This window comes from Pseudomonas sp. SDO5532_S415, from assembly GCF_054071155.1.
The window spans coordinates 32,622-47,481 of record NZ_JBSVWS010000004.1; the positions used below are offsets into that span (position 1 = coordinate 32,622).

12 protein-coding genes are annotated in these 14,860 nt (G+C 45.6%); 2 read left to right on the forward strand and 10 right to left on the reverse strand.

All coding sequences use genetic code 11. The annotated features are described in order from the left end of the window. Positions 1-16: 16 nt before the first annotated feature. The 10 genes from ACW9HW_RS02895 to ACW9HW_RS02940 all read right to left on the reverse strand — a co-directional run bounded on the left by ACW9HW_RS02895 (position 17) and on the right by ACW9HW_RS02940 (position 12,499). On the reverse strand, positions 17-1,198 hold the full coding sequence (locus ACW9HW_RS02895; protein ID WP_457398189.1) for a glycosyltransferase: 1,182 nt from the start codon (positions 1,196-1,198) through the stop codon (positions 17-19). Next, entirely contained in the window at positions 1,195-2,403 is a 1,209-nt protein-coding gene (locus ACW9HW_RS02900; protein WP_457398191.1) for a polysaccharide pyruvyl transferase family protein, read from the reverse strand. Before ACW9HW_RS02900 ends, ACW9HW_RS02895 begins: the two co-directional genes overlap by 4 nt. Positions 2,404-2,524: 121 nt before the next feature. After that, positions 2,525-3,925, reverse strand: a complete 1,401-nt coding sequence (locus ACW9HW_RS02905) for a hypothetical protein (RefSeq protein ID WP_457398193.1) — start codon at positions 3,923-3,925, stop codon at positions 2,525-2,527. A 95-nt stretch (positions 3,926-4,020) separates the two neighbouring features. Then, entirely contained in the window at positions 4,021-5,277 is a 1,257-nt protein-coding gene (locus ACW9HW_RS02910) for a lipopolysaccharide biosynthesis protein (RefSeq protein WP_095196969.1), read from the reverse strand. Positions 5,278-5,319: 42 nt separating this feature from the next. After that, a complete protein-coding gene (locus ACW9HW_RS02915; RefSeq protein WP_457398195.1) occupies positions 5,320-5,781 on the reverse strand; it encodes a serine O-acetyltransferase in 462 nt (153 codons plus the stop codon). Continuing rightward, complete coding sequence (locus tag ACW9HW_RS02920; RefSeq protein ID WP_457398197.1) at positions 5,771-6,805, reverse strand: NAD-dependent epimerase; 1,035 nt, start codon at positions 6,803-6,805, stop codon at positions 5,771-5,773. The genes ACW9HW_RS02915 and ACW9HW_RS02920 overlap by 11 nt, the downstream gene beginning before the upstream one ends. Then, entirely contained in the window at positions 6,805-8,127 is a 1,323-nt protein-coding gene (locus ACW9HW_RS02925) for a UDP-glucose dehydrogenase family protein (RefSeq protein ID WP_095196966.1), read from the reverse strand. The genes ACW9HW_RS02920 and ACW9HW_RS02925 overlap by 1 nt, the downstream gene beginning before the upstream one ends. Positions 8,128-8,291: 164 nt before the next feature. Continuing rightward, a complete protein-coding gene (locus ACW9HW_RS02930; RefSeq protein WP_457398204.1) occupies positions 8,292-10,511 on the reverse strand; it encodes a polysaccharide biosynthesis tyrosine autokinase in 2,220 nt (739 codons plus the stop codon). A 40-nt stretch (positions 10,512-10,551) separates the two neighbouring features. Further along, the gene (locus tag ACW9HW_RS02935) at positions 10,552-10,992 is read right to left on the reverse strand and encodes a low molecular weight protein-tyrosine-phosphatase (RefSeq protein ID WP_095196964.1); all 441 of its coding nucleotides are present in this window, start codon (positions 10,990-10,992) and stop codon (positions 10,552-10,554) included. Between the two features lie 100 nt (positions 10,993-11,092). Further along, positions 11,093-12,499, reverse strand: coding sequence for a mannose-1-phosphate guanylyltransferase/mannose-6-phosphate isomerase (locus ACW9HW_RS02940; protein ID WP_095196963.1), 1,407 nt, complete (start codon positions 12,497-12,499; stop codon positions 11,093-11,095). Between the two features lie 919 nt (positions 12,500-13,418). On the opposite strand from ACW9HW_RS02940, the gene ACW9HW_RS02945 reads away from it, so the two are divergent. Further along, positions 13,419-13,655, forward strand: coding sequence for a hypothetical protein (locus ACW9HW_RS02945; RefSeq protein ID WP_095196962.1), 237 nt, complete (start codon positions 13,419-13,421; stop codon positions 13,653-13,655). Positions 13,656-13,744: 89 nt separating this feature from the next. Further along, positions 13,745-14,860, forward strand: a complete 1,116-nt coding sequence (locus tag ACW9HW_RS02950; RefSeq protein ID WP_207263893.1) for a polysaccharide biosynthesis/export family protein — start codon at positions 13,745-13,747, stop codon at positions 14,858-14,860.

The following is a 14,860-nucleotide window of genomic DNA, read 5'->3' on the forward strand; positions in this document are numbered from 1 at the left end:
TAAATAATTCTGTTATTCAAGAAATTGCGCTTGATAGCTTCTTCATAGTGTTGAGAAAGTTATTTCTCGCGTTCTGAATTACAGTGGCATTGTAAGTTCTGGCAATTGCCAGATTTCTGGAAGACTGAGCATGCAGGAGTTCGGGAGAGGATAGGAACTCTACAATTCTACGAGCCAGAAGATCTTCATCATCCGGAGGCACAAGCGCAATTTCATCCAGCAATTCAGGCGTTCCTCCGACGCGCGTTGCAATCGCTGGCAAACCTCTGGCCATAGCCTCAAGCAACGCCCTGGGCAATCCTTCCTGGCGTGATGGCAAGACGAATAAATCCGCAGTGTCCAGTATGTTCCTGATAGGCTCCCCGGAAGACATTTTGCCTGTAAACGTAACATAGTCTTCCAAGTTCAGGTCTTTACACATCTTCCTATAGAGTGGCTCATTGTTGCCATATCCAATAATCGTGAGCTTTGCTTTTATGCCTTTCGTGTGAATAATCGCTAACGAGTTTAATAACGTATCATGCCCTTTCATTTTTCCCTGCATGTTGCCTGTTAAGACAATGTGCGGGGCGGATGTTTTGAGAACATCCATTTTCTTGGCGTTTAAAGCGTAGGCTTCCTCGAAGAGGTCTATCGACGTGAATGAATACGATGTAGCGGATGTGGCGGGTGGGTACCTCAGTTGTAGAGCATTCCTTGTAACATAAGCCGTCGCCACAGCCTTTCGACATTGCCATTTAACCAAGCCAACAAAAAATTTTTGGAAGATACTACTAAGGGGATGATTGTTTAAGGCTTTGGCGCTATAGGAATCAAATGGGTCTGCGCAGACCTCGATGCAAAAAGGGATTCTTTTTAGCCAGAGCACAAAAGCGTAGATGCTGGGAACATTTGCAGGTACCCGCAGTAGATAAGCACTACCTGGAGAAGTTGTGGAAAAGACAGTTTTCAAAATTGTAGGCAGGCTCTTGATTAACCCTATTGGTCCATGTCCCCCAGGAAGTTTTAAGAAGCTAACATTGGGGCCATCAACAGGTAGGGCGGTCGGGTCTTGCTTTTCAAAAAGTCGCCCAACAATAATAACTTGAGAAAAAACTGAAAGGTAACGTCGGCCGTAGGATTCATAATGTAGTAGATTGGAGGCCGGGCGACCGTTAGTTGTTGTGAAAACCCCATCCCTGATGAGATAAATCTTCATGCCTCATACCTTTTTACAATTTCACTTATATTGTCGAATGAAATTTTTTTCAACTTGTTCAGATGTGTTTCATCTATACCTGATTGTAAAATGCTTTCGATTGCATCAAATGCTACGGATGCGGTGGGCAATTGTTCAAAACACCAGGACTCTCGCCCCATCATTTTTGCAAACGACTTCACTTTCGCATCCCAGCCCAACTGTACTGTCGGGATGAGTAAGGAGTTTGCAATGATGTTCGCATGAAGGCGGTGGGAGATTACTGCGTGAAATCTATTGATATTTTTGACAAGATCTACTGGCTTGAGTGGTGTAGCGCTCAACTCTACTTTTGAGGCATATCCCTTCTGTGCGAGGTTTGAGTAGACCTCTTGGCAGAATGAAACATCCTCCACAGAACCATTAGAAAATAAGATAGGGCTTTTGCCTGCTTCCACAAGTTTTATAGCTAAGTCAGTCCAGAATTTCAGTGTCAGGTCAGTAGGTATTTTTTTATTTTTTTCGATGTGAGCTGAAAGCTCTATTGGGTGCGCAATGCCCAAACCGATATTTTCAGAGTTGTCTCGTGCTCGTTCATTTTCAAGGCTGTAGCACTCTCTTGTCCATAATGCAGGATCGACAGTAAGGGCTACACTCTTAGAGTCGTTGACGAGCGTCTGCATCGCTTTTTGACTTTCCTGATCTCTAACACTCAGATGAATCCACTTGTCGGAGCTAAAAGATGAGTTATACAGGCGCCTTCCCAAAAAAGACATTTTGGAAGAAACACCAATTGCATTTGTCGCCAGTTTTGCGTTTATTGACTTGGTTTTACTAATAAGATGGTGAAATTTCAATGGGAAATTTAGCGCCAGGTCGCTAACAAGCTGTCCACCGCCAAAGAGCAATAGAAAACTCTCCTCAGGCGCGTTTTTAGACCATGCGGCATCCAGGCGTTTTTTCATAAACAGATGCCAGGCTACAAATGTCATGAGTGGTTGCAGGATGTGGGGGATGAAAAAGAAGATCTTTTTAGTGATTTTTATATCTTGCTTTGCGCTGGAGCGGTACTCGACTCGACCAGCGATATCTATATGGTTGATAGATGCTCCCGGACTGGCCCTTTTTACTAAGTACTCAGTGCAGTCCGATATTACTCCGTCTCCTAGATTGTCACTGAATTTTGCGGTGCATATAAGGAAATTTTTGGGGGGGGTATTGAGCATCGTTTGCGTCCATGTACGAATTTAAGCATAAAAGGGCTTATGTAGGATCAGGCTCTTGTCCTGGGTATCCTAGCTGACGTGCGCGCTTAAAATTAATCAGCAGTCAAAGTGGTAGCGAGTTCTATCCAACATGGCCCAGAGGAGCAGGCAGGCTGATAGAGGAGGGAGCGTTATTGTTTTTCCTTATTTTCAGGCATAAAGTTATAAGGATTAACGGTATTGTCAAATAGCGAACAAGCTGCATTAAAAGCACATTCATGTCGGTGCCAATCATTAGCAGGGGTATCAAACATGTCACAGGGATTAACAGCAATCTAATATCGCGATCAGGTAAGTGCTTTATCAGGCTTCTGATTTTTCCGACAAACAGGCCTAGCGCTGCATAAAATATAAAAATGCCGGGAATGCCAAAGTTAACGAGTGACTCGCCAAACTGCCCAAGTACAAGCGTGGTCTGCCTGGCTTCACCGCGTTGATAACTGCCGCGACCGTGAATAAGTTCTGTTTTTTCTTTAGTTATTTGGTCTGGTATATAAGGCAAAATTGATTTTGGTATGCTTGAAATGATACTAACCAAATAGGTCCTGCCAAAGGACAGGGGTTGTTCGCCCGATACGATTTTTTTAAGAGCTAAGGTTTGCATATCCATTCGCCCTAGGTCTCTCACTACCAGGTATTGGTCGACGTTTTGACGACTGCTGTGGAAACTTTGACGGGCACTGGTGTCCACAATGGCACTCAGTCCATCCGCACCTGCGATTTTGTACCAATAATAGGAGGTTGCAAACGCTAGCGAAAAAGCAACACCCACCAATAACATTTTAACTGGTAGTTTCCTGATCCAGAAATGGTACATGCCTGCCGCAAATACCAAGGAAAATAGAGTGCTGCTCCTGCTGCCCCGTAACCCTCCAAATAGAATGAAGGTTATCAACAAGCCAGTCATAATCATTGCAAAGCAGTAGTTACTCTTTGCCCATTTTTTATCTTTTATGCAATATATTACAAACATGGCTATAAGAAATTTAAAGCTCTCGGCGACAAGCATAAGCATGCCCATGCCGGCGAAAGGATCTTCGTCCTCAATTCCCGCGGCTTGTCTTGCGGTAAACGTAGCAATAAATCCGAGAATGCCGCCAAAACTTGCATATATGTAGAGTTGACAAATAGCGCATATTGCTAGAAGCGCTAAAGATAAAAATATAAATCTTTTATGATTGAATGTAGCTGGTGTTACGTATGTCGGGCTATTGCGTTTTATTTTTACTCGCGAGAAAAACTTATAAGTTAGAGCGCCGAACAGGTTTAACACAGACCAAAACGAAATCCAGTTCGAATCGCTAGTCAGGGCTGGTAAATATGGCCAGAAGTCCCACGAGACTTGGGAAACCGGGCTGATAAGGAAATACATCAGGCCTGCTAGACCAAGAATGGCGCCAGGGTCAAAACTATCCAACCGCGCACGAGCCCAGTCGACGGTATCCTTGAGGAACACAGAGGATGTTAATACGCCCACAGCCAAGGGGATTCCGATGGCTGATTCGCCGAATATAATTATCAGTATGAAAGCGACACTTGCACAGCAAATGAACGATATGGTTGAGGAAGATATTCTGTTCATTTGGTTTGTTCGGAAAGTTGTTGTGAGGTTTTCGGGGATTCAGATTTAAGAGCGGTTATCAGCGTTATGATATATCCCGATAATGCTACGCTATTTGCAAATAATGTAGCGGCTACGACACCTTGCAAGCCATACAGCGGAATCAAAATAAACGATGCAATCAACGCTGATAAAGATGCCAGTGCTTGTACGGTAACCAGAGATATATTACGTTTCGTAGAAGAGATGGCGTATCCCAGTAAGCTGGTAAGGTATTGAACTGGTGAGATAGCGAACATCAAGGTTAGTAAATATGCATTGCTGGATACTTCGCTGCCGAAAGCCAAGTCTAAAAAATAGTCGGCGAAGAAAAATGACCCCAGCGTACCGAAAGCACTCAAGAGTAGTACAACAAGCGAAGCTTTGATTGTCAGGGTTAGGAATGCTTTAGTGTCTTTCTGGCTAAATTGTACTGCAAGCTTTGGAAGAATGGCCTGTCCGGTAGAGTTGATAACCAGACTTCCGGTTTGCACTATAAAGGCCATGATGGAGTATATGCCAATTGCATGCATGCCATCAGATTGGCCGATAAAAATTCGTGGGATTCCGATGCTCAGGTTTATAAGTAGTGCGGAGATACCTAGTGGCAGACCTGCATACACAAGTGGCATGAGATCTGCGTATCGAGTATGTTCAGTATTACCAGTGCTAGTGATGTTTCGGCTTGTCCATTTTTTATCATAAAATATGCAAACTACCCACCAGGTAATCGTGTAGCAAATAACGCCTGTGATTATACTTCCTGAATAATAGGTTCCCGCTGCAAGACTTGCAGCACCCAGGATGCCTCTGATGGCCAGCGAAATCGCAACGATGCGGTGCTTGTATTGCTTTTGCAGGACGCCATAAAACAGTTCGGATTGGTTTTCCGCGGATTTTGAGAAGGCTACCAGGATGACGACAATGATGAGTTCTGTTGTTGATGACATGACTGCAGCGATAGCAACGCAGAGACTGGCACCAACGGCACTACAGAGCCGACGAAGTTTTTGATACTGACTAAGCGAGTATGAGTTCTGCGTGTCGGTAATGATCTGAGTGCGCAGACCTATATTGGACAGTAACATAATGGGAGCAGTTATCGCCAAAGCAAAGCTGAACATTCCAACCGCTTCGACATTAACCAGCCTTGCCAGAATAGCCAAGATCACGGCTTGGCTAATGGCATAGATACCATTTCCCATCATCATCCACGCTGCACTGTGCTTAATCATTGTTCCCTCAATTTTCGGTTTACCGCGCCTGACGTGCTTTTACTATCTATGAAAGACAGTGTTAGCAGTAAGGCTTTTGTCTAAAAAGGAACCAGCACCGATGACGCAATGCTCACCAACGTTAATCGGTCCGACAATGACGCTATTGGGGTAAATGATTGTGTTATTACCAATTTCGGGGTAGCCGTTTTTTGAGCCAATGGTGCTGTTCTGGTATATTGTAATGTTGCCATGCAAAACAGCATTGTCTCCAATTACTATTCCAACCGGGTGGGGAAGTCTCAAGGCAGGACCAATAATGGCGGTTGAACTGATATCGATTGAGTGCTTCGAGATCAGCAAGTTTCTGATAATGGCACTGAATACCTTGTTTTTGCTGCGTACTAATCGTGTTAGCACGCATGCGTGAATACTTGGATTGAAAAATGATTTAATAAGACTTTTTAAACTAATTGTACTATAGACTGCAATGATGTCGGATTTTATCAGGCTCCTAGTTTTCATTGTTGCTACTCTTTTCTTCGGTGCTATATTTCAAGTACCAATCAGCAAATTTTGCCATTCCAGTTTCTATTGTTGTTGAAGGTTTGAAACCTACATCCTTGATCAAGTCGTCTACATCAGCATAAGTACGAGGTACATCTCCAGGTTGCATTGGAAGTTCTTTTTTTATCGCTTTTTTTCCCAGCGCGTTCTCAATAGAGGAAATGAACTTCTCCAAGGTAATCGGATTGTTATTTCCTATGTTGTATATTTTGTATCTGGCAGTGGATTGTGTTTTGGTATTAGGTTGCGCGGCCGGAATTTTATCCATGACCTTAACGATGCCGTTGACGATGTCGTCTATATAGGTGAAATCACGCTCCATTTTACCTTTATTAAATACTTTAATTGGCTCGCCCATGCAGATTGCTTTGCTGAAGGAGAAATATGCCATGTCTGGTCTACCCCATGGACCATATACGGTGAAGAAGCGTAAACCAGTTGTCGGTATATCGAAAAGGTGGCTATAGGAATGCGCCATTATTTCATTTGATTTCTTTGTGGCGGCATACAAACTAATGGGGTTGTCTGTGTAATCAGTAGTTGAAAACGGAATTTTGTTGTTCATTCCGTAAACAGAGCTGGATGAGGCATAGACTAAGTGTGGTGTATTTTGTGCTCTGCATGCTTCAAGGATATTTATAAAGCCCACAATGTTCGAGTCAATATAGGCTTTTGGGTTTTCTATCGAGTAACGCACTCCCGCTTGAGCTGCAAGATGTATAACTCGATCAAAATTATTATTTGCAAATAATGAGTTGATGGCCGGCGAGTCCACCAGGTCCATTAGTTCAAATTTGAAATTATTGCTTTTTTCAAGCGTTTCGCAGTGCTGTTGTAAGTCAACGAGCCTGTCTTTTTTCAGTTGTGGGTCGTAATAGTCATTGAGGTTGTCAATACCATAGACCACGTGGTTCTGAGCAATCAGTTCTTTCGTAACATGATACCCAATGAAGCCGGCGACACCGGTTACTAGAATTTTCATCAAGCTCGCCCTACGGAATAGTAAGTCAATTCTTTGTTTTTCATTGCTTTAGGGTCGAATAAGTTACGGCCATCAAAAATAACCGGGTTTTTCAATTGAGATTTGATCATGTCAAAATCGGGAGCCCGGAAGTTTTGCCATTCAGTAACGATAATCAGCGCATCTGATTGCTTTAAAGCACTTTCCTTGGTGCCACAAAGTGTCAAGCTATCAACATCACCATAAATCCGTTGTGTTTCTTCCATTGCTTCGGGATCAAAAGCCTGGATCTTTGCGCCCGCAGCCCAGAGTGCTTCCATAATCACTCGGCTCGGTGCTTCACGCATATCATCGGTGTTGGGTTTGAAACTCAGCCCCCACAAGGCAAATGTTTTGCCATACAGATCACCTTTGAAATGCTTATGAATTTTCGAGAATAGAGTGGTTTTCTGTTCGTTGTTTCTATTTTCAACAGCTTTCAAAACCTTTGCGTCGTAGTCAATAGATGTGGCTGTCTTTATCAAAGCCTGAACATCTTTTGGAAAGCAGGAGCCACCATAGCCTACGCCTGGGTAAATGAAGTGATATCCAATTCGTGGATCCGCGCCAATACCTTTGCGGACCATTTCGACATCAGCCCCGAGCATTTCAGCCAAGTTCGCAATTTCGTTCATGAAACTGATTTTCGTTGCAAGCATGCAGTTTGCCGCATACTTTGTCAGTTCTGCGCTACGCACATCCATTACTATTATTTTTTCATGGTTGCGGTTGAAGGGGGCATAAAGCTCGCGCATTAGCTCTTCGGATTTTTCGCTTTCTGTTCCGATAATAATACGGTCAGGGCGCATGCAATCATTTACTGCCGAACCTTCTTTTAGAAATTCCGGATTGGAGATTACATCATATGAAATTTTCACGTCGCGCCGAGCGAGCACTTCCGAGATTCGGTCACTTACGCGTTGTGCAGTGCCTACGGGGACTGTGGATTTATCTACTATGATGCGGTGTTCAACCATGTTCTCGGCAATGGTTTCGGCTACAGCGAGCACATGTTTCAAATCTGCCGATCCATCCTCGTCGGGAGGCGTGCCAACCGCGATGAACTGAATGGTTCCGTGACTTACCCCGAGTGCGGCATCCGTCGAAAATTGGAGGGTACCCGCGTTGAAATTCTTCTTAACTAATTCTTCTAGTCCTGGCTCGAATATTGGGATGATTCCTTGTTTTAAACGTTCAATTTTCTTTGCGTCAACATCAATGCATATGACGTTGTGTCCGGCGTCGGCGAGAACGGCTCCCTGTACTAGTCCGACGTAACCGGTGCCAAAAACAGTAACTTTCATATTATTCACCGTAAGGGGATAAGATTGAGATTTATCAGGCCACAAGCCTTGCGTGGAATACTGTTGTACACCAGAGAATCAAATGGCAGGCGTGGTTCGCCGTACGCCGATTTGGCGTAGCGGCGATTAATGTTTTGTGAGGGATAAGTCAGGTGAAACTGAATTTATTTTTTGTCAGTTACATAGGAATATTGATAGTAGCCATACGAGTTGTAACCAGTTTTTGATGTCGCTCGTTTTTCTACATAGTTAAGAATCGCACCCTTTAAGACGACTCCATTTTGTGCGAATCGCCGGATGGTAAGTTTTATTTCGCCGACCGGATTCATCCCAAATCGTGTAACAATCATCGACGTTCCTGAGTGGCGCCCGACGATAGCGGCGTCCGTCACCGCCAAGATGGGTGGCGTGTCGAGAATGACAAGATCGAATTGTTCACTGGCTTCTTCAAGGAAGTTGGTGAAGTTCTTGTGCATCAGGAGCTCTGCGGGATTCGGTGGGGTTTGCCCGCGGCTAATCAAGAACAGGTTTGGCACTTCGGTCTCATGAAGCGCACTGTTTAAACTGCAACGCGAGGTAAGAATATCGGATAGACCTTTTTCCGCTGGTTTGCCGAAGGACTTGTGGAGATATCCCTTGCGCATATCAACATCAACAATCAACACACGTTTCCCAGACTGTGCGATCAGGGCGGCGAGGTTGGAGGAGACAAAAGTTTTGCCCACAGACGGACTGGGGCCAGAGATCATAAGACGGTTATTTTTGGCCTCCAGCATGGCGAAGTGCAGACTGGTGCGCAGGCTTCGGACCGCCTCAACCGCCAGATCCGTGGGCTGACTTATAGCAAGTATCTGAGCGAATTCTGCCTTTGTCTTTTTAGAGCTGGTCTCTGCTGATTTTTGTAACGTGCTGAAGGGAACAGACGCGTATACAGGCAATCCCAACTGCTCAATCATTTCCGCACTCTCAATCCCTCGGTTGATTGCCCGGCGAAGCATTACGAATATAATCGAAAGGAACCCGCCCAATAGAGTCGCCATGAGTACTACAAGAGCTTTTTTGGGGCGGACAGGCTCTCTCAGATCAACATCTGCATCGTCTACTATATGTACGTTGCCTACGGAGCCGGCACGAACAATATCTAGCTCTTGGGATCGGTTCAGTAATTGGGTATATATTTCCGTACTGACTTGTACATCTCGAGTGAGACTCAACAACTCTTGTTGGGTTGCGGGAAGGCTTTCGACTCTCTTGGAAAGCCCGCTTTGTTTGCTGCTCAACTCATCAATTTTTGAAAGTAACGCTCTATAAGCAGGGTGTTGGGCAGTGAACTTTCTGTCCATCTCCGCTTGTTGAAGCTTCAGTTCCGAAATACTTGTATCAAGCGCAACGATCTGGTCCAGGATGGCTTTGGTTTCCAGACTGATATCAATGGATTTGCTGCGAGTCTGATATTTATTGAGCGCGTCTTCCGCTTCCTCTAGATCTTTACGTACCTGAGGTAGCTGTTGTTTTAGAAAATCAAGACTGGCTGCAGCTTCCGCGGAAGTACGTTCGACATTCTGACGCACATACAGCCGTGCGATCTCGTTCAATGTTTTGACTGCTTTTTTCGGGTCGGTACTTTCCAGGGCTAGCCCTAAAATGCCTGAGTCTTTGCCGCGCTCGCTCACATCTAGAGCTTCCTGATAGTCTTTAATACTGTTCAGGCGCGGTTCACGCATTACAGAGAAAGTAGCACCCGGGTTAGCACGCAACTCAGAAACCAGGATTTCGATCCCATTGCTTTCTGTTTTGGTTCCAACGTGTCCACTCACCAGAAGATTACCGTCCTCATCAAATAGATCGTAGTTACCTTTCTCTTTTGATGTCAGTGTAAGTTCTTCTCCAAGCAAGCGCGGGGGCACATCGAGCTTAAAAACTGTTAGCGATTCTCCCCCCCAATTATATCCATTCATACCAAACCAAGGTTTGGCGATAGAATCGGGGGTGTCTCCCGTATATTTTTTTGCAATGAATCTGCCAAAAACAGGGAAGTAGTTAGGTTCACTCAGGATGTCTAGTTTTAAGTTGTCGATTGCTTTTCCCAGAACGGATCGGGATTTGATAAGTTCAATCTCGGTTCCGGAAGGTGACTCTCCACCCAAGAGGCTGCTCATATCATTGAACCCGAGCACATCATTTTTCTTGGGTTCTACCTGGATGATGGCATTTGCCCTGAAAACAGGCGCGGCCAATATTGCATAGGCTAATCCGCCAATCATAAATACACTGGTGATTCCAGCGATAACGAATTTGTAGTCTATCAGGGTGCCTAACAAATCAAGCAAATCAATTTCTTCGCTTTCATTTTGGGTAACGGTATTTATTGGCGGCTGCTGCATGTATGGACTTCTATATGATATTGGTATGGGAAGGAGGACTTCACGGAGTTAATCGTGTGGCCCACGCTTGTACCGCCTCTTTTATCAAGGCATGTGCATGTTCAAATGCAGCCCGTCCCTGGCGATAGGGGTCTGGTATCTCACGTTCATCTTGCCATTTGCCCAGCAGAAAGACCTTTCCGCGAGCTTCGGAAGACAGTTGGAGTACACTGGATAACTGACGTTTTTCCATAACCAGCACAAGATCTGCATCCCCTAACATCGCAGGGGTTAATTGACGCGCTTTATGGACCGGAGGCGTTTTACCGTGTTGCGCCAACACAGCTAACGCAGTTGATTCAAGAGGGTGGTCGACCAGCGCGCCTAAACCGGCAGAACTGATTTTTATATCAGTTTCCTCTAAAAGCTGCGCAAACATTATTTCAGCCATGGGGCTTCGACAAATATTGCCGGTGCAGACGATCAAAATACTTTTAAACAAGGCAGCTTTCGCCTCTCATCCTGGATGGTTATCGGATCGGGTACGCTTAGATGTCGGGTGTGTTCTAAAAACCTTAGATAGATACGCAATCGTGTGAAAGCTAAGCTCTGCCGTACTTATCTTCAAAGCGGACAATGTCGTCCTCCCCAAGATATGAGCCGGACTGTACCTCAATTAACTCGAGCGGAATCACACCTGGATTTTCTAAGGCATGAATTTGGCCGATAGGGATATAGGTTGATTCGTTTTCGGCGACGAGGTAAGTTTTTTCACCGTTTGTAACCTTCGCGGTGCCACTCACAACAATCCAATGTTCTGCCCGATGATGATGCATCTGAACTGAGAGTTTTGCGCCAGGTTGTACGGTAATGCGTTTTACCTGGTAGCGAGGGCCGTTATCTATAGAGTCGTACATTCCCCATGGACGATAAACTTCTCGATGATTAATGTGTTCATGCCGTCCTGAGTGTTTCAGTTGTTCAACCAGTTTTTTGATGTCCTGCTCGTGCGATTTGTGAGCCACCAACACTGCGTCTTTCGTTTCTACGATGACGAGATCCTGAATGCCTAACGTTGCTACCAGGCGATTACTGGCATGGATGTAGGTATTCAGTGTTCCTTCCATCAATACGTCCCCTTTACGGGTATTGCCTGCCTCATCCTTGGTTGAAACCTTCGACAAAGCGTTCCAGGAGCCCACATCACTCCAACCTGCATCCAATGGGACCAGTACGGCCTCGGTGGTATTTTCCATTACGGCATAATCAATGGATTCATCGGCGCAGTTTGCAAAGATTTCACTATCTACACGAGTGAAATACATATCTTTGGAACCGCGGCTCAGTGCGGATTGGCAGATGGATAAAATTTCAGGACGGTACTTTGCCAGTTCCTCAAGATAACGGCTGGCCTTGAACATAAACATTCCGCTGTTCCAAAGATACCGTTGGCTTTCGATGTAATTTTTGGCGGTGGTCGCGTCCGGCTTTTCAATGAAACGTTTTACTCGATACCCTTTTTCACCAATTTTTTCGCCTATTTCGAGATAACCGTATCCCGTTTCTGGTGTTTTAGGCACCACGCCGAAAGTTACAAGCTTGCCTTCTTCAGCCAGTGGGATAGCTGCCTTCACACTTGCATGGAACTCTGTAATGTCTTCGATCAGGTGGTCCGCTGCAAGTACCAATAAGATGGGGTCGGTGTTCGTAGCGACAGCTTGTATGGCCGCAATCGCTATTGCAGGGGCTGTGTTCCGTCCAACAGGTTCAAGCAAAATGCGAAAGTCTTCTATCCCGAGTTTGAGCAGTTGTTCTGCTGCCAGGAAACGATGTGCTTCATTGCAGATGAGCTGTGGTGCTTGCAGGTCTAATCCGTCAAGTCGTTGGATAGTCGCTTGCAGCATCGAGAATGTTTCATTGGCCAAAGGAAGAAATTGTTTTGGGCGCAGTTGACGAGAGAGGGGCCATAAGCGAGATCCTGTCCCGCCGGATAAAATAATAGGAATCATATCGCTACTCTGCTGAAGTGAGTCATGGTTTGAGTCGGCGCAATCGGCGCAATCGGCGCAGTCACTTAGGTCGCGCTTGGGTATAGGTGGGGCGCGGGCATATGAATAAATTCAAAAAAAGGAATGCTACCGCCCCAGGATCTAGAGTATTAATCCTGAAAACTCTCTGGAGCTGTCGGGTGCTCCAAGCTATTAATCCGATGTTATAGGAAACCCCTACGTCTATTCGGGGCTTCAGTTTCTAACGACGGTTGTTAAAATTACTGCTCACAATGTTATCTTTGCTTTTAACTTGTGTGGCCAAAGATTTTACGTGCCCGGAGGCATTTGTCATGCTCTTTGGAAAGTATTCTTTATATAATTTCGATGCTCTTAATTTCTAACATGTTTTTTTTCGGTATGTCATTATTTTTGCTGACCAAAAATAACAACAACAATATAGATAACTGTTTCTTATCATGAATATAACATTGCTGTTTATCTTTGGAAGTGCTAGCTGATGTCTATAAGATTTATCTCGGCTGTTCGCCGGTCGACCCATTGGAAGGTGGTGTTTTTTTTAGTTTTGCATTTAATGATGATGCTGGGGGTTTTCACGGTTCCTGAATCTGACATTTATTAACATTACGCTCGACACTCGACTGTTATATTCTAGTGAAACGTAACAAAGCCGCTGCTAAATCGCTGAGTTTTATGGAGAAAAGAGAGATAACGTTGGTTTTTGAAACTAACCTTCGCTCTGCGCGACTGATTGAGCTCGACGCGATCACTGGTATCAATGATCTTTCGGTGAGATGATCTACAGAAGGAAAAAAGGAGGGGCGTCGCAGTCGTTCGATGGTTGTATTTGTCGGCGTCTGCTCACTCTTTCGTTTTGGTACTTAGTATCAAACCCTGTATCTAAAATTAGGAGTCTGATATGAAAAAGCTATTTGCTATCTCGTTGTTGACTATCTTGAGTACCTCAGTAATAGCGGCAGAAGAACCGCTGACACTGAGCACTCCGTTGGTGGGTTCAGTCACTGTCGGTACAAGCTTGCTGGTCGGCGCTGCAGTGGTCGCCGGCGTGGTAGCTGCATCTAACAGTGGCGGAAGTTCCAATGGCGGTACTGGTGGGACTGGTGGTACCACCGGTACTACCGGGACGACTAATTGAAATTGTAGTAGCGTTTTGGACAAGGTCACACAGGGTTGCCTGGGTGGCCTTGTTTTTTTGGGTATGCTCTCAACTAGCGTAGTGTCAATATGATTCGTAATTTTTCTGTTGCCATACTGGCAAGTATTACTCTGCAAGGCTGTATGTTTTCCCCCGGTCAACATATGGACACTAGTCAAATCGTTCGTGATGGGACACCTGAGAGCAGTCGTGTTGAGCTGATCCCCATCACGCCTAAGTTGATTGCCATGAACTCGGCCACTCAGGTGGGCGAAACCATTCCCTCAGAGCTTTTGAGCTACTCACCTGGAAGTTACCGGATTGGTGCCAACGACTTGCTGTTTATCACCGTTTGGGACCATCCAGAGTTGACGGCGCCTTCGGGACCACAACAGCAAATCGATGCTAACGGGCGTCTTGTTCGCCCGGACGGCAATCTTTTTTACCCCTACGTTGGCAATATTCCTGCTGCAGGCAAAACGATCGAAGAGCTGCGTGCCTATATTTCAAGTCGTTTGTCGCAGTTTGTTGAAAGCCCTCAGGTAGATGTCAGTGTGTTGCGGTTCGCCAGTCAGAAAATCGTGGTTTCCGGTGCGGTCTTAAGGGCAGGGCAGCAGCCACTCACCACAACGCAACTGAGTGTTGTGGAGGCTGTGGGGGCCGCCGGAATCGATCCTTTGAACGCTGACCTTTCGAACCTGACCCTTACCCGTGATGGTCGCGAATATAAGTTGGATCTGGATGCGCTGAATCGTCAGAACAACTCCCAGTTGCCGAATGTGTATCTCAAGGCGGGTGACCAGTTGTATCTGCCTTACAACGATCGCAAGCGGATCTATGTCATGGGTGAAGTTACCCAGCCCCGGGCCCTGAGCTTCAAAACCAAAACCATGAACCTGTCCGATGTGTTGGGGACGGTGGGTGGCTTGAATCAGGCGACCTCCAATGGCAATGCCGTTTATGTGATCCGGGGTGTTGAAAACCTCGATAAGGAACCGGCGAAGATTTTTCAATTGGAAGCCGAATCACCTTCCGCCATGGCGTTGGCCACGCGTTTTGATGTGCAAGCACAGGATGTGGTCTATGTCGGGCCTGCCAACGTTACCCGCTGGAATCGCTTTATCAGCCAGTTGGTGCCTTCTGCGTCCATCATCGGTATCGGTGCTGCGACACAGAACAACTTGAGCGAAGCCAGCAACAGATAA